At 67.7% G+C, this 15,066-nt stretch carries 13 protein-coding genes; 5 read left to right on the top strand and 8 right to left on the bottom strand.

The features are described 5' to 3' along the window. Position 1: 1 nt before the first annotated feature. From V7S63_RS04980 to V7S63_RS04945, 8 genes are all read right to left on the bottom strand, one after another. Positions 2 to 2,053 carry a hydantoinase/oxoprolinase family protein gene (locus V7S63_RS04980; RefSeq protein ID WP_336529401.1) on the bottom strand — a complete coding sequence of 684 codons (2,052 nt, stop codon included), beginning with the start codon at positions 2,051 to 2,053 and terminating at the stop codon, positions 2 to 4. A gap of 90 nt (positions 2,054 to 2,143) precedes the next feature. Beyond that, a complete protein-coding gene (locus tag V7S63_RS04975; RefSeq protein WP_100963003.1) occupies positions 2,144 to 3,061 on the bottom strand; it encodes a LysR family transcriptional regulator in 918 nt (305 codons plus the stop codon). 145 nt (positions 3,062 to 3,206) lie between these two features. Further along, positions 3,207 to 4,223, bottom strand: a complete 1,017-nt coding sequence (locus V7S63_RS04970; protein WP_336529400.1) for an amino acid ABC transporter substrate-binding protein — start codon at positions 4,221 to 4,223, stop codon at positions 3,207 to 3,209. Between the two features lie 253 nt (positions 4,224 to 4,476). After that, entirely contained in the window at positions 4,477 to 5,340 is an 864-nt protein-coding gene (gene purU / locus V7S63_RS04965) for a formyltetrahydrofolate deformylase (RefSeq protein ID WP_336529399.1), read from the bottom strand. 86 nt (positions 5,341 to 5,426) lie between these two features. Further along, positions 5,427 to 6,059: a sarcosine oxidase subunit gamma gene (locus V7S63_RS04960; protein ID WP_336529398.1), complete on the bottom strand. Its 633-nt coding sequence runs from the start codon at positions 6,057 to 6,059 to the stop codon at positions 5,427 to 5,429. After that, on the bottom strand, positions 6,052 to 9,033 hold the full coding sequence (locus tag V7S63_RS04955; RefSeq protein ID WP_336529397.1) for a sarcosine oxidase subunit alpha family protein: 2,982 nt from the start codon (positions 9,031 to 9,033) through the stop codon (positions 6,052 to 6,054). Before V7S63_RS04955 ends, V7S63_RS04960 begins: the two co-directional genes overlap by 8 nt. Continuing rightward, a complete protein-coding gene (locus V7S63_RS04950; RefSeq protein WP_110490608.1) occupies positions 9,030 to 9,305 on the bottom strand; it encodes a sarcosine oxidase subunit delta in 276 nt (91 codons plus the stop codon). Before V7S63_RS04950 ends, V7S63_RS04955 begins: the two co-directional genes overlap by 4 nt. Positions 9,306 to 9,326: 21 nt before the next feature. After that, entirely contained in the window at positions 9,327 to 10,577 is a 1,251-nt protein-coding gene (locus V7S63_RS04945) for a sarcosine oxidase subunit beta family protein (RefSeq protein ID WP_336529396.1), read from the bottom strand. A gap of 55 nt (positions 10,578 to 10,632) precedes the next feature. On the opposite strand from V7S63_RS04945, the gene V7S63_RS04940 reads away from it, so the two are divergent. The 5 genes from V7S63_RS04940 to V7S63_RS04920 all read left to right on the top strand — a co-directional run bounded on the left by V7S63_RS04940 (position 10,633) and on the right by V7S63_RS04920 (position 15,050). Beyond that, positions 10,633 to 11,634 (top strand): GlxA family transcriptional regulator, encoded by a 1,002-nt coding sequence (locus tag V7S63_RS04940; protein ID WP_336529395.1) that lies wholly within the window; start codon positions 10,633 to 10,635, stop codon positions 11,632 to 11,634. Between the two features lie 88 nt (positions 11,635 to 11,722). After that, positions 11,723 to 12,544, top strand: a complete 822-nt coding sequence (locus V7S63_RS04935; RefSeq protein ID WP_336529394.1) for a transporter substrate-binding domain-containing protein — start codon at positions 11,723 to 11,725, stop codon at positions 12,542 to 12,544. A 162-nt stretch (positions 12,545 to 12,706) separates the two neighbouring features. After that, the gene (locus tag V7S63_RS04930) at positions 12,707 to 13,447 is read left to right on the top strand and encodes an amino acid ABC transporter permease (RefSeq protein WP_100963008.1); all 741 of its coding nucleotides are present in this window, start codon (positions 12,707 to 12,709) and stop codon (positions 13,445 to 13,447) included. Continuing rightward, a complete protein-coding gene (locus V7S63_RS04925; RefSeq protein ID WP_336529393.1) occupies positions 13,444 to 14,295 on the top strand; it encodes an amino acid ABC transporter permease in 852 nt (283 codons plus the stop codon). Before V7S63_RS04930 ends, V7S63_RS04925 begins: the two co-directional genes overlap by 4 nt. After that, complete coding sequence (locus V7S63_RS04920) at positions 14,292 to 15,050, top strand: amino acid ABC transporter ATP-binding protein (protein WP_425285404.1); 759 nt, start codon at positions 14,292 to 14,294, stop codon at positions 15,048 to 15,050. The genes V7S63_RS04925 and V7S63_RS04920 overlap by 4 nt, the downstream gene beginning before the upstream one ends. Positions 15,051 to 15,066 lie beyond the last annotated feature (16 nt).

Below are 15,066 nucleotides of genomic sequence, written 5' to 3'. Positions count from 1 at the left end.
ATCAGGCTCCCTCGCGCAGGATGAGATGCAGGTTGAGGAAGGCGTCGACCTTCGCCTCGAAACCGGCGGGTATGCAGATCGTGGTGTCCTCCTGCGCCACCACGGCCGGGCCGGAGAAGTGCTGGCCGCAACACAGCGCCTCGCGGTGGAAGAGCGCGACCTCGCGCTCGGCGCCGTCGAGCCAGACCGTGATGGAGCGCGCCGGGACCGCCACCTCGTCGACCGCTTCGCTCGCCGGGGCGAGCTCGGGCCGCGGCGTCGCGCCGGTGACGACGAGGCGCAGATTGACGATCTGGACCTCGGCCGCCTCGTCGTTGAAGTCGTAGATGGCAAGATGCTGGCGATGGAAAGCCGCGCATATGGCCGCGAGATCGCCCTCGGCGAGCCAGCCCTCGGCGAGTTGCACCTCGATCTCGAAGGACTGACCATGATAGCGCATGTCGGCGCTCAAGGCTTCGACGACGGGGCCGGTAAAGCGCTGGTCCTCGCGGATCCAGTCGAGCCCGTCGCGCTTGAGCTGTGCCAGCGCCGCGCGCAGCTGCGGCAGTGAGGCCGGCTCCGCCGCGGCGAAGACGCTCTGGATGAAATCGCCCTTCAGATCGGCGATCAGCCCGCCGAGCGCGCTGACGACGCCGGGGCGGCGCGGCACCAGCACGCGGGGTATGCCGAGTTCGCGCGCCAGGAAGCAGCCGAGCATCGGCCCCGCGCCGCCGAAGGGCATCAGCGCGAAGTCGCGCAGGTCGACGCCGTAGCGGGCGACGAGCTTGTTGACCTCGACGAACATCTCGGACACGGCGATGGCGATGATGGCCTCGGCGGTCGCCTGGGCGCTGCGGCCGAGCATTGCGGCGACCTCGCCGACGACTTTCTGCGCCAGATCGCGGCGCATGCCGATCTGGTCGTAGGCGAGGGCGGTGTGGCCGAGGAAGCCGCAGGTCGCCATGGCGTCGGTGACGGTGGCGCGGGCGCCGCCGCGGCCATAGCAGGCGGGGCCGGGCGTCGATCCGGCGCTTTCGGGGCCGACCTTCAGCACGCCGAAGGCGTCGGCCCAGGCGATCGAGCCGCCGCCGGCACCGATCGAGGTCACCGAGACGCTGGGAACATAGAGCGGGAAGTCGCCGACGACCTCGCCGGTGCCGAATTGCGGCTGGCCCTCGATGATCAGGGCGAGGTCGGCGCTGGTGCCGCCGATGTCGAGGGTAAGGATGTTCCTGGCGCCGGCCTGCTCGGCGAGATAGGCCGCGCCGATCACGCCCGAGGCCGTGCCCGAGAGCAGCATGTTGACGCAGGCGCGCTTGCCGGTGGCGGCGTTCATCACCCCGCCATTCGACTTGGTCAGCATCGGGCCAGCGGGCACGGCGCGCGAAGAAAGCGCCTCCTCGAGGGCTTCGAGATAGCCGCAGACACGCGGATGGACATAGCCGTTCAGGATCGCGGTCGTGGTGCGCTCATATTCACGGATCACCGGCCAGACTTCGCTGGTGCTGAAGACGAAAAGCTCCGGCGCCAGTTCGGCGATCAGCGCCCGCGCTTCCGCCTCATGGGCGGGATTGCGATAGGCGTGCAGGAAGGAGACGATCACGCCGTCGACGCCGCGCGCCCTGAGCTTCGCGACGGCTTCCGCAAGGGCATCGCGGTCGAGCGGTTCGGCGATGCTGCCATCGGAGAGGGTGCGTCCACCGACGCCGAAGACGCGGTCGCGTGGGATCAGTTGCTCCGGGCGGGCGCAGAACAGCGAGTACATGTCGGGCATGCGCAGGCGCGCCAGCTCGATCACATCCTCGAAGCCGGCGGTGGTGATCAGCCCGAGCCGGCTGCCCTTGCGCTGGATGATGGTGTTGATGCCGACCGTGGTGCCGTGGACGAAGGAGACGATCTCCTGCGGCGGCACGGCATGTCGCTCATTCAGCAGGTCGAGCCCGGCGAGGAGCTCACGGCCCGGGGCGTCTGGTGTCGTCAAAACCTTGATGGTTTCGACGCGGCCGCTGCCGGTCTCCAGCGCGCAGAAATCGATGAAGGTGCCACCGATGTCGACGCCGATACGCCAGCTCATGATGCGCCTGTTGGTAAAAGGACAGGCCAGTCTTGGCGGCGGTGCGCCCGAGGGTCCAACACCAAAACCGCGCTGCCGGATAAGCCGGCCTTATGCCTCGGTTGCTGTGGGCGCAGGCTGGTCGAGATCGAGCTGCCGGCAGGCGGTACGGATATGGTTGCGCAGCAGCTCATGGCTGCGCGAGAGCGGCCGGCGCGTGCTGGTGAGCAGGCAAAGCGGCAGGGCGACATGCGGCCGGAACGGGCGCGTCACCAGGCCGGGGAAATTGTGCCAGGGCAGGAGGCCGTCGACCACGGCGACGCCGAGCCCCTGCTGCACGAAGGCGAGAGCGATGATCGAGACGTCGATCTCCATCTCGGGCCGGAAGGGCAGGCCTTCCTTGGCCAGCGCGTCGCGCAGCAGCTGTCCCGGCAACGACTCGGCGCGATAGGAGATCAGCGTCTCGCCATCGAGGTCCTCGGCGCCGACGGCATCGCGCTCGGCCAAAGGATGCCCGGCTGGCAGCACGCAGACGACGCGGGTGTAGCCGACTACCTCGGTCTCGATGAAGGGCGTCGGCTGGTCCATCATGGCGATGCCGAGCCCGGCCTGGTCGCGGTCGAGCATGGTCAGGATGACTTCGGCTGGCACGACATAGGAGCGCACGCGCGTGTTCGGATGCGCGGCGCGGAAATGGCGGAGCGCCTCGGGAACGAAGGAGAGGGAGGGCGGGGCCGAGGCGGCAAGGCGCACGAGCCCGGCCTTGCCGTGGCGCAAATCGCGCGTGCGCCGCCTGAGCATTTCAAGGTCGCCGAACAGGCGCTCGACCTCGGGGTAGATCTCCTCGGCTTCCGGCGTCGGGATCAGCCGGCCCTTGACGCGCAGGAACAGCTTGAAGCCGAGCTCGTCCTCGGTGTGCAGCAGGATCTGGCTGAGCGCCGGCTGCGATACCGCGAGCGCCTCGGCGGCGCCGGTCAACGTTCCGCAGCGCATGACCATGCGAAAGACTTCGATCTGGCGGGCACGCATGGCGTGATCCTAGCGCGCTTTCCGTTCAGCCGGAATCGGCTGAACGGAAAGAATTCGCGCAAAATCAGAAAGTTGCGCCGCCGCGGCGACTGTCAGCTGTCGCCACGGCGCTCCGGCGCGGCGCGATCTTTGCCGGAGTGACCGCTCAGCGGATCGGCGGGGCGTATTGCAGGCCGCCCTTGCTCCAGAGGTCGTTCTTGCCGCGGGCGATCTTGAGCACCGAGCCGGCACCGACGCTGCGCTCGAAGGCTTCGCCGTAATTGCCCACCTGCTTGACGATCCGGTAGGCCCAGTCGGGCGTGAGACCGATCGCCTCGCCGAACTTGCCGTCCTTGCCGAGCAGCCGCCTGATCTCGGGGTTGGTCGAATTCAGCTGCTGATCGGCATTAGCCTGGGTCACGCCGAGCTCTTCGGCGTTCACCATGGCGAAATGCACCCATTTCACCAGGTTGAACCAGTCGTGGTCGGCGCTGCGCACCACCGGCCCGAGCGGCTCCTTCGAGATCAGCTCGGGCAGGACGATCGCATCGTCCGGCTTCACCAGCTTGAGCTTGAGCGCGTAGAGCGCCGAGGAATCGTCGGTGAGGGCGTCGCAGCGTCCGGATTCGAAGGCCTTGATCGCCTCGTCGCCCTTGTCGAAGGTGACCGGCTCGTACTTGATGTTGTTCTGGCGGAAATAGTCGGCGACGTTGAGCTCGGTCGTCGTGCCCTGCTGCAGGCAGATCGACGCGCCGTTGAGCTTGAGCGCGGAATCGACGCCGAGCTTCTTCTGAACCAGGAAGGCCTGGCCGTCATAGTAGTTGACGCCGGCGAAGGCCAGGCCGAGCGAGGTGTCGCGCGCCATCGTCCAGGTGCTGGTGCGCGACAGGAGGTCGACCTCGCCCGACTGGAGCGCGGTGAAGCGGTCCTTGGACGACAGCGGCGTGAACTTGACCTTCTTCGGATCGTTGAAGACGGCAGCCGAGATGGCGCGGCAAAGATCGACGTCGAGGCCATGCCATTCGCCCTTCTCGTCCGGCAGGCCGAAGCCGGCGAGTCCTGGACTGACGCCGCAGATCAGTTCGCCGCGGCTCTTGACGATGGACAGGGTGGATTTCTGAGCCTGGGCCTGCGCGAATGTCGCTGAGGCGCAGAGGAGGGCAGCGGCGAGTAGGCGCTTCATGGCGGTCCCCTTGTTTGCGGCGAAGATGTCTGCCGCCGCCAACATGCCGCCTCACTGCAAGAACGATCTGCCGTTCTCTATCTTCGCACACGCACAAATCGCCGTGATGCAGTGCCCGCTCGGCAGGGTATCGGGCGTGGGTTTGCGCGAACGCTTCGATGAGCTGCGGGTCCTCGCGCCGCTGCCGGCTTTCGACAGCGGCTGGGCCGGAGCTTGGCGCACAGCGAAGCTCCGGCCGCACCGAGGCTCCAAATCAATCGGTGAAGACGACGGATTTCTTTCCGTTGAGCAGCACGCGATCTTCCAGGTGGTAGCGCACCGCCCGGGCCAGGACGCGCCGCTCGATGTCGCGGCCCTTGCGCACGAGGTCGTCCGGCGTGTCGCGATGGCTGATGCGCTCGACGTCCTGCTCGATGATCGGCCCTTCGTCGAGATCGGAGGTGACGTAATGCGCGGTCGCGCCGATCAGCTTCACCCCGCGCTCGTGCGCCTGATGATAGGGCTTGGCGCCCTTGAAGCCGGGCAGGAACGAATGGTGGATGTTGATGCAGCGCCCCGAGAGCTTGGCCGAGAGTCCGTCCGACAGGACCTGCATGTAGCGGGCGAGCACGACGAGATCGCTTTGCGTCTCCTGGATCAGGTGCCAGAGCTCGGCCTCCTGCTCCATCTTGGTCTGCCGATTGACCGGCAGGTGATGGAAGGGCAGGTCGCCGAGATCGGTCGAGGCGATGTGCTCGCGGGCATGGTTCGAGACGATCGCGGTGATCTCCATCGGCAGTTCGCCGATGCGCCAGCGGTAGATCAGGTCGGCCAGGCAATGGTCGAATTTCGAGACCAGCAGCATGACCCGCTTGCGGGCAGCCGCATCGCGCAGCGAGACGGTCATCTTGAAGCGTGCTGCCAGCTCGTCGACGAGACCCTGAATCTCGGCGGCGCTGCGCGCGCCTTCGAGCCGGTCGAACACCACCCGCATGAAGAAGCGGCCGGTTTCGAGGTCGTCGAACTGCTGCGCGTCGCGGATGTTGCAGCCGGCCTCGGCGAGCAGCGTCGAGACGGCAGCGACGATGCCCGGCCGATCAGGGCAGGACAGAGCGAGGATCATCGGAGAATCGGACATGTGACGGATCGGCCCGCTCGCGCGGGTCCCTGAACAATGAGAATGGGGAAAGGTCGGCGGAAGGGACGGCGCGCGGCGCGCTGCCGTCAACCTCGGCCGGTGGAGCGATCGATGGAAATCTGGCAGCCGAATTCGGCCGCGGAGGCGGCGAACCAGGACCAGAAGCTTCCCACCATGCTGCGTGCGACCATGATCTCGAACACGGATCCATCCGGCCCGTCAGCGGGCCGCCAGAGATGCACACCGATATGGGCGATGCTTGTCAAGGCGGTATCGCCGACCGCGAAGGCGGCGGGATGCAGATCGAGCATCACGCCCTTGGCCAGAGCGTCGCGGACGCGTGGGCCGCTAAGCCGCATCGCGGCGCGCGCATCGCTCTGGTCGCTGACCGCCGCCTGAGCCGAAAGCGACTCCAGGAGGCTGCCGAAATCGTCGCGCGTGGCGGCACGCAGCAGCCACTGATCGGGGCCGGACCAGATCGCGTCATGCGCGGCGCCCGAGGCGATCTTCGGCGTCGTCGGCAAGGTGATGCCCAGCAGTGCGTCGATAGCCTGCGACAAGGCCGGAGTTCCGCCCGGCGCGGCGATCAGCGTCGCCAGCCCGAAGCTGTCGAGCAGGGTAGCGGTGACGCCGGCCGCTCCGGCAGCACCGATCCGCCCGGCCTGCGCGATGCCGGCCCAGGCGCTGCGCGGCGCCCATGAACGCGTTGTCTCAGCCATGGAGGCGGGCTCCTTCGGGATCGACGAAGACGGGCGAGCAGATCTCGACGACGACGTCGCCATTGCGCACCGGGTCATAGGCGCGCACGCGTTCGCCGATGCGGGCAGCTCCGCCCTTGATCAGTCCGAGCCCCATCCAGTGGTTGAGATGCGGGGAGTAGGCGACCGAGGTCATGTAACCCTCGTCGTTCTCCATCACGCCCGGCTTGCCGATGCCGATGAAATGCGCGCCGGCGCGCAGGCGCTGGGAGGGATCGACGGGCTTGAAGCCGACGAACGCAGGCCGGTCCGGCTCGACCAGGGCCTGCCGACCCGCCATCAGCCGGCCGACGAAATCCTTCTTCGACGACATCATCTTGCCGAGCCCGAGATCGCGCGCCGTGGTCTGGCCGTTGAGCTCGTTGCCGGCGACATGGCCCTTCTCGATGCGCATCACGCCGAGCGCCTCGGTGCCATAGGGCGTGATGCCGAAGGGGGCGCCCGCCTGCATCAGCGCCCGCACCGTCGCATCGCCATAGTCGGCGGGAACGGCGAGCTCATAGGCGAGCTCGCCCGAGAAGGAGATGCGAAAGAGCCGCGCCGGGATGCCGCCGCCGACCGTGACGGCGCGCGCCGCGAGATAGGGGAAGGCCTCGTTCGAGAGATCGTGCTCGCGGTCGACGACACCACGCAGGGTCTCGCGCGCCTTCGGCCCCGCGATGGCGACCTGCGCCCATTGCTCGGAGACCGAGACCATGCGCACGTCCAGCTCCGGCCACAGCACCTGATGGCAGAATTCGAGATGCTGCATCACCTTGCCGGCATTGGCGGTGGTGGTCGTCATCAGGAAATGCGTCTCGCCGAGGCGCGAGGTGGTGCCGTCATCCATGACGAAGCCGTCCTCGCGCAGCATCAGCCCGTAGCGGGCCTTGCCGACCGGCAGCGCCTTCCAGCCATTGATGTAGACCCGCTCCAGGAATTCGGCGGCGTCGGCGCCCTGGATGTCGATCTTGCCGAGCGTCGAGACGTCGCAAAGGCCGACGCCGGCGCGCACCGCCTTGACCTCGCGGTTGACCGTCGTCAGCCAGTCGGCTTCGCCGGAGCGCGGATAGTATTGCGCCCGCAACCAAGGCCCGCTCTCGACGAAGATGGCGCCCTGCTCCTTCGACCAGTCATGCGTCGGCGCGAGCCGGATCGGCCTGAAGTCCTTGCCGCGGTGATGGCCGGCCAGCGCCCCGATCGCGACCGGTGTATAGGGCGGCCGGAAGGTGGTGGTGCCGGTCTGCGGGATCGTCCTGCCCGTCTGTTCGGCCATGATGGCGAGGCCGGAAAGGTTCGAGGTCTTGCCCTGGTCGGTCGCCATGCCGAGCGTGGTGTAGCGCTTGAGATGCTCGACCGGCCGGAAGCCCTCGCGGGCGGCGAGCTCGACATCCTTGTCGGTGACGTCGTTCTGGTAGTCGACGAAGGCTTTTCCCTTGCCGCCGGACACCCGCCAGACCGGCGAAAGCCCGTTTGTCTCGGGGTCGGTCGTCGGGGTCGGCTCGGCCGGCAGCGTGGTCAGGCCCACCTCGGTCGCCGCATCGCGTCCGAGCCTCGCGCCGTCTTCCAGCGCCTGCGCCAGCGTGAAGCGTCCGGCGGCGCTGCCGGCGACCGTGAGCCCCGCCGGCACGGTTCCCGGCACGAAACACTGCAGGCCATCGTCCCAGGCCGGCTTGCCGTTCTGGTGCGAGGTCAGGTGCAGCGTCGGATTCCAGCCATTGGAGACGGCGAGCAGGTCGCAGGACAATTCGCTCACCGCGCCCGAGGCATCGCGGATGGTGACGCCGCTGAGCTGCCGCCCGCCACGCGCGCCCGTCACGGCGCCGCCGGCGAACAGCCGCGCGCCGAGCTTGTCGGCGAGCGCCTTGCGGACGGGATCGGCGGGGCGGGAATCGACGATCGCCGCGACCTTGCCGCCAGCCGCGGCGATGTCGCGCGCCGTCGTCCAGCCATCGTCGCCGGCCGTGAACAGCACGGTTTCGCGGCCGGGCAGGACGCCATGGCGATTGACGTAAGACCGCACCGCACCGGCCAGCATCACGCCGGGCCGGTCATTGCCTGCGAAGACGATCGGCCGCTCCAGCGCGCCGGCGGCGAGGATCGCCCGCCTGGCATGGATGCGCCAGCCGCGCTGGCGTGGCTGATGCGCCGGCGGCTGCGGCAGGTGATCGGCGACGCGCTCGACCGCGCCGTAGATCCCGTGGTCATAGAGCCCGAACACGGTGGTGCGCGGCATGATCCGCACTTCCGGCAGGCTTTCGAGCTCGGCCAGCGTCGCGGCGAGCCATTCGGAGGCTGGCTTGCCGTCGATCTCGCGCTGCTCGGCCAGCAGCCGTCCACCGAGCCGGAAATCCTCGTCGCAGAGGATCACGCGGGCGCCGCTGCGCCCGGCTGCCAGCGCAGCGGAGAGACCGGCCGGCCCGCCGCCGATCACCAGCAGGTCGCAGAAGGCGAAGGCCTTCTCGTAATGGTCCGGATCTTCCGCTCCGGCGGCGCGTCCGAGGCCGGCGGCGCGCCGGATCAGCGGCTCGTAGAGCTTTTCCCAGAAGGAGGCCGGCCACATGAAGGTCTTGTAGTAGAAGCCGGCGACGAGGGTCGGCGAGATCAGCCCGTTGATCGAGAGCAGGTCGAAGGCGAGCGAAGGCCAGCGGTTCTGGCTCGCCGCCTCCAGCCCGGCGAACAAGTCGACCACCGTGGCGCGGGTGTTGGGCTCCCGCCGCGCGCCGGAGCGCAGTTCGACCAGCGCGTTCGGCTCCTCCGGCCCGGCCGAGAGGATGCCGCGCGGGCGGTGATATTTGAACGAGCGGCCAACCAGGCGCACGCCGTTGGCGAGCAGCGCCGAGGCCAGCGTGTCGCCGGCATAGCCGCGATAGGAGGCGCCGTCGAAGCTGAAATCCAGCGGATGACCGCGATCGATCAGGCCGCCGGAGGCGAGGCGGAAAGGCTGGGTGCTCATGCCGTGGCTCCCGCCTTGCGCGCCTTCGCGACCTCGACCGCCGTGATCGCGTGGTTGCGGGTGTCGCGGGTCACCACCAGCCAGGCATGGCAGCCGGCGCCGTGATACCAGAGCTCGCGATGGACGCCGGCCGGGTTGTCGCGCTGATAGACGTAATCGGCCATCGCGGCCTCGCTCGCCGCCATGCCTTCGGGGCGCTGCAGATCGGCGGCGCCGAGATAGCTGAATTCCTGGGCGTCGCGCGCGCCGCAATGGGGACAGGTGATGCGCATGGGATCCTCGGCAGCGCGCGGTCAGTGCAGGTTCGGCTGGGCGCCGGCGCCCTTTTCGTCGATCACCCGCCCGGTGGCGAAGCGGTCGAGCCGATAGGCGGTGGCGACCTCGTGCGGCTGGCCCGTCGCGATCAGATGGGCGAAGCAGAAGCCCGAGGCCGGCGTCGCCTTGAAGCCGCCATAGCACCAGCCGGCATTGAGATAGAGCCCCTCGACCGGCGTCGTGTCGATGATCGGCGAGCCGTCCATCGACATGTCCATGACACCGCCCCAATGGCGCAGCATCCGCACCCGGCCGAGCCCCGGCCAGAGCGCCATCGCCGACTCCATCACGTCCTCGATCACCGGCAGGTTGCCGCGCTGGGCGTATGAGTTGTAGCCGTCGATGTCGCCGCCGAAGACGAGGCCGCCCTTGTCGGACTGGCTGATGTAGAAATGCCCGGCGCCGTAGGTGACGACGCAGTCGATCAGCGGCTTAAGCCCTTCCGAGACGAACGCCTGCAGGACATGGGTCTCGATCGGCAGTCGTAATCCCGCCATCGCCGCGACGCGCGACGAGTTGCCGGCGACCGCCATGGCGATCTTCTTTCCCCGGATCGGCCCGCGCGAGGTCTCGACGCCGATCGCGCGCCCTCCCGACATGGTGATGCCGGTGACCTCGCAGTTCTGGATCATGTCGACGCCGCGGCTGTCGGCGGCGCGGGCGAAGCCCCAGGCGACGGCGTCGTGCCGGGCCGAGCCGCCGCGGCGCTGCAAGAGGCCGCCCTGGATCGGGAACCGCGCATTGCCGAAATCGAGATAGGGCAGCATCACCCGGACCTGCTCGGTGCCGAGCAGTTCGGCATCGACCCCGGCGAGCCGCATCGCGTTGCCGCGCCTGGCGAAGGCGTCGCGCTGGGCATCGGAATGGTAGAGGTTCAAGACGCCACGCTGGCTGACCATGGCGTTGTAGTTGAGGTCCTGCTCCAGCCCTTCCCAGAGCTTCATCGAGAGCTCGTAGAACGGGGTGTTGCCCGGCAGCAGGTAGTTCGAGCGGATGATCGTGGTGTTGCGGCCGACATTGCCGGAACCGAGATAGCCCTTCTCCAGCACCGCGACATTGGTGATGCCGTGCCGGCTGGCGAGGTAATGCGCCGTCGCCAGGCCATGGCCGCCGCCGCCGATGATGATCACGTCGTATTCGGGCTTCGGCGCGGGATCGCGCCAGGCCGGAGTCCAGCCCTTGTGGCCCTGGAGCGTCTGGGACAGCAGCGAGAAGATGGAATAGCGCATCATTGGGTCCGGGCGGTCTTGTCATCAGGAGATTGACCGACATAGGCTCGCCGACATGCTCGATAGCGACATCAGATTGCCTGAAAGCGACGACAGCGCGCCGACCCATGTCGGCTTCCTGCTGATCCCCGACTTCGCGTTGCTGCCTTACGCCTCGGCGATCGAGCCCCTGCGCGCCGCCAACCGGCTCTCGGGCCGGCCGCTCTATCGCTGGAGCCATGTCTCGATCGACGGCGCCGCGGCGCCGGCCTCGAACGGCGTGGCCATCGCCGCCGATGCCAGCGTCGGCGCCGATCTCAGGCTCGATTATCTCTTCGTCTGCGCCGGCGGCAATCCGGCCTTGTTCCATCACCAGCCGACCTTCGCCTGGCTGCGTCAGCTCGCGCGGCGCGGCGTGAAGATCGGCGGCGTCTCGGGTGGCCCCTATCTGCTGGCGCGCGCCAACCTGCTCTCCGGCCATCGCTTCACCATCCACTGGGAGCACGCGCCGGCTTTCCTTGAGGAATATCCCGATCTCGACCTGCGGCGCTCGCTCTACGAGATCGACCGCGACCGCCTGACCTGCAGCGGTGGCACCGCGCCGCTCGATATGCTGCACGCCGTGATCGCGCGCGAGCACGGCAGCGAGCTCGCGCTCGCGGTCAGCGAATGGTTCCTGCAGACCCATGTGCGGGAAGGGGCGGGGCCGCAGCGCATGCCGCTGCGCGAGCGGCTCGGCATCGCTCATGCGCCCTTGCTGCGCGTGATCGCACGCATGGAGCAGACCATCGAGACCCCAGAGTCGCGCGAGGGCCTCGCTCGGCTCGCGAACGTCTCGCTACGCCAGCTCGAGCGTCTGTTCCGCCAGCATCTCGGCCGCTCGCTCGGCGAGCACTATCTCGCCTTGCGCCTCGACCGCGCCCGCGACCTCCTGCGCCAGACCAGCCTATCGATCCTGGAGACGGCGCTTGCCTGTGGTTTTGCCAGCGCCAGCCATTTCTCGCGCAGCTATCGCGAGCGCTTCGGCCATCCGCCACGGGCCGAGCGTGTGCAGGAGGTCCGCCCGGCTCGCCGCTGAGAGTCAAGAAAGCGTCGCATCCAGTCAAATCGATGCGCCGATCCACCCGAAGCTAGGGCTTCATAAGAAAACAAGGGGATCGCGACCGATGAAACGATTGACCGCCCTGGCATTCGCACTCGCCGCCACGCTTGCCGCCGTGCCGGCCTTCGCGCAGGACACGCTCGCCAAGATCAAGGAAAAGGGCGTCCTCACCGTCGGCGTCAAGAACGACTACAAGCCCTGGGGCTTCCTCGATCCGTCGGGCAAGATCGTCGGCCTCGAGATCGATCTCGCCCAGGAGGTCGCGAGCAAGATCGGCGTCAAGCTCGAGATGGTGCCGGTCATCGCGGCCAACCGCATCGAGTTCCTGCGCCAGGGCCGCATCGACATGATCCTGGCGACGCTCGGCGACACGCAGGACCGGCGCAAGCAGATCGGCATGATCGAGCCGAACTACTATGCGGGGGCCACCAATGTGCTCGCGCCCAAGAGCGCCGGCCTGAAGAAGTGGGAAGACCTCAAGGGCCGCAAGGTCTGCGCCGTGCAGGGCGCCTACTACAACCGCCGCGTCTCGCAGATCTATTCGCCGGAGATGGTGGTGTTCCCCTCGGTGCCGGACGGGCTGAATGCGCTGCTCGGCAACAACTGCGTCGCCTTCCTGTTCGACGACACGCTGATCGTCTCGACGTTGTCTGGCGGCGATCCGAAATGGGCGAACTACGAGATGCCGCTGGTCTCGGAGGATCCGCAGCTCTGGGCGATCGGCGTGCGTCTCGACGATCTCGACGGTGCCTTCGGCAAGCTGATCAAGGACATGTCGGTCGACTGGCACAAGAGCGGCAAGCTGCTCGCGCTCGAGACCAAATGGGGTATCAAGCAGAGCCCCTATCTGATCGAGACCAACAAGAAGCTGAAGGCCGGCTCGTAGGCGAAGGAGCGTTGGTCACACCCTCGCCGTCATCCCGGACGGAGCGCAGCGGAGATCCGGGATCCATGCCCGAGCCTCTTTCGCACGCGCTCCGGCGTGGATCCCGGGTCTCCCTTCGGTCGCCCGGGATGACGGTGTGGCCAGCGATGGGCCGATGACACCATGATCGCCGCTTTCTTCGAGCGCCTGAACGAGGTCCACGGCCTCAACTTCTCGATCTTCTACGACGCCTTCGACCGCTCGCGCTTCCTGACCGGGCTGTGGACGACGACCTATATCTGCGTCGTCTCGATCCTGGCCTCGCTCGCGATCGGACTGCTCGGCGTCTGGGTCGCCGGCAGCACTTCGCGGCTCGGCCGGCTCGTGGTGCGGGGGTACGTCCAGTTCTTCCGCAACACGCCGCCTCTGGTGCAGCTCTCCTTCTTCTATTTCGCCGTCGGCGGCCTCCTGCCGACGGTGTCGGACGGCTTCGGCGGGCAGTCGCCGCTGGTCAGCGGCACCGGCTGGGCGATCATCGCATTCTCGCTCTTCGCCGGCGCCTTCAATGTCGAGATCTTCCGCGCCGGGATCGAGGCCGTGCCGGAGACGATGGTCGAGGCGGCGGAATCGCTCGGCTACACCCGCTTCCAGCTCTGGCGCCAGATCGTGCTGCCGCTCGCCTTCCGCATCTGCCTGCCGGCGCTCAACAACAATCTCGTCAACCTCGTGAAGACCACGACGCTCGCCTACGCCATCGGCGTGCCCGAGCTGCTCTATGCGGCGTCGCAGATCTGGTCCGAGGTCTTCAATGTCCGCGAAATGATGAACGTGCTGCTGGTGGTCTATGTGCTGCTCGTCGCCGTGCTGGTCTGGGTGATGCATCGCTGGGAGCGGGCCATGCGCATTCCCGGATACATGCCATGAAGACCGCCACGACCGATCTCCCCGTCCTGAAACCCTTCCGCGCGGCGCCGATCGCGCCGAGCGGGCTCGCTGCGCCGATGATGCTCAGCGCCGGGCTCGTAGCCGGCGTCGCCATCGTCTTCGCCGCCTCGCTCGCGGTAGCGCAGGCGACGGGGCCGACGGCCCGCGATAGCGCCGTCATCATCCTCATGCGCTGGGCGCCACTGATCTTCCAGGGCTTCCTGTTCAACCTGTTGATCAGCGTGCTCTCCATGGCGCTCGGCACCGCGGTCGGCGTGCTGTTCGGCATCGGCCAGGTCTCGCCCTCGGCCATCATGCGCCAGCCGTCATGGGCGGCGACGCAGTTCTTCCGCAACGCGCCCTGGCTCGTGCTCTTGTTCTACGCGATGTTTCTCTTGCCGTTCGAGATCAGGCTCGGGCCGGTCACCATCGCCTTCCCGGCCTGGGTCAAGGCGATCATCGGACTGGCACTGCCGGTTGCCGCCAATGTCTCGGAAATCGTGCGCGGCGGTATCCGCTCGATCCCTTCCGGCCAGTGGGAATCGGCCGAGGCGCTCGCCTTCACCCGCCGCCAGACGATGTGGATGATCATCCTGCCGCAGGCGGTGAAACGCATGCTGCCGCCGTGGATGAACCTCTACGCCATCCTGACCATGGCGACGACGCTGATCTCGGTGGTCGGCATCCAGGACGGGCTCACCATCACTCGTGCGGCCCTCGTCGCCGAGAGCCGGCCCGAGCTGATGCTGCCGATGTACCTGCTGCTGCTGCTGATGTTCTTCGCCTACTGCTACCCGATCGCGCGCCTGACCATGGCGCTCGAACGCCGCTTCAACGTGAAGGGATGACCATGGCTGCCAGGCATGAACTCGGCGAGCCGGTCGTCGTCGTCGAGGGCGTCGAGAAGGCCTTCGGCGCCTTCATGGTGCTCAAGGATGTCAGCCTCACCATCCGCCGCGGCGAGACCGTCTGCATCATCGGCCCGTCCGGCTCCGGCAAGTCGACGCTGCTGCGCTGCATCAACGCCCTGGTGCCGATCAGCAAGGGTTCGATCACAGTCGCCGGACGGCAGGTCAACGATCCCGCTTTGGACAAGCTGGCGCTGCGCCGCGATGTCGGCATCGTCTTCCAGCAATACAATCTCTTCCCTCACAAGACCGCGCTGCAGAACGTGATGATGGCGCCGATCCATGTGCTGAAGCAGGACCCTGCCGAGGTCGGGGAGCGGGCCAGGCGCCTACTCGCCAAGGTCGGGCTCTCGCACAAGCACGATGCCTATCCGGGCGAACTCTCCGGCGGCCAGCAGCAGCGCGTCGCCATCGCCCGCTCGCTGGCGATGAACCCGAAGGTGATGTTGTTCGACGAGGTCACTGCCGCGCTCGATCCCGAGACCAAGAAGGAGGTGCTCGTCACCATCCGCGACCTCGCGGCGGAGGGCATGACCTGCATCCTCGTCACCCATGAGATGGGCTTCGCCCGCGAGGTCGCCGATCACGTCTACTTCACCGATGGCGGCGTCATCGTCGAGCATGCGGCGCCGGCCGAGTTCTTCGGCGCACCGCGCGAGACGCGCACCCGCGCCTTCCTCGAACAGGTGCTCTGAGCTGGCAGATCCCTCG

Source organism: Allobosea sp. CCNWLY174 (assembly GCF_037120455.1).
GTDB lineage: Bacteria > Pseudomonadota > Alphaproteobacteria > Rhizobiales > Beijerinckiaceae > Allobosea > Allobosea lupini.
Note: the sequence above shows the minus strand (reverse complement) of the source record. Positions and strands in the feature narration are given on the sequence as shown.

Bases quoted from the DNA above. Each gene is read 5' to 3' on its own strand.
- V7S63_RS04980 (WP_336529401.1), bottom strand. From the start codon at position 2,053: ATGAGCTGGCGTATCGGCGTCGACATCGGTGGCACCTTCATCGATTTC.
- V7S63_RS04975 (WP_100963003.1), bottom strand. From the start codon at position 3,061: ATGCGTGCCCGCCAGATCGAAGTCTTTCGCATGGTCATGCGCTGCGGA.
- V7S63_RS04970 (WP_336529400.1), bottom strand. From the start codon at position 4,223: ATGAAGCGCCTACTCGCCGCTGCCCTCCTCTGCGCCTCAGCGACATTC.
- purU (WP_336529399.1), bottom strand. From the start codon at position 5,340: ATGTCCGATTCTCCGATGATCCTCGCTCTGTCCTGCCCTGATCGGCCG.
- V7S63_RS04960 (WP_336529398.1), bottom strand. From the start codon at position 6,059: ATGGCTGAGACAACGCGTTCATGGGCGCCGCGCAGCGCCTGGGCCGGC.
- V7S63_RS04955 (WP_336529397.1), bottom strand. From the start codon at position 9,033: ATGAGCACCCAGCCTTTCCGCCTCGCCTCCGGCGGCCTGATCGATCGC.
- V7S63_RS04950 (WP_110490608.1), bottom strand. From the start codon at position 9,305: ATGCGCATCACCTGTCCCCATTGCGGCGCGCGCGACGCCCAGGAATTC.
- V7S63_RS04945 (WP_336529396.1), bottom strand. From the start codon at position 10,577: ATGCGCTATTCCATCTTCTCGCTGCTGTCCCAGACGCTCCAGGGCCAC.
- V7S63_RS04940 (WP_336529395.1), top strand. From the start codon at position 10,633: ATGCTCGATAGCGACATCAGATTGCCTGAAAGCGACGACAGCGCGCCG.
- V7S63_RS04935 (WP_336529394.1), top strand. From the start codon at position 11,723: ATGAAACGATTGACCGCCCTGGCATTCGCACTCGCCGCCACGCTTGCC.
- V7S63_RS04930 (WP_100963008.1), top strand. From the start codon at position 12,707: ATGATCGCCGCTTTCTTCGAGCGCCTGAACGAGGTCCACGGCCTCAAC.
- V7S63_RS04925 (WP_336529393.1), top strand. From the start codon at position 13,444: ATGAAGACCGCCACGACCGATCTCCCCGTCCTGAAACCCTTCCGCGCG.
- V7S63_RS04920 (WP_425285404.1), top strand. From the start codon at position 14,292: ATGACCATGGCTGCCAGGCATGAACTCGGCGAGCCGGTCGTCGTCGTC.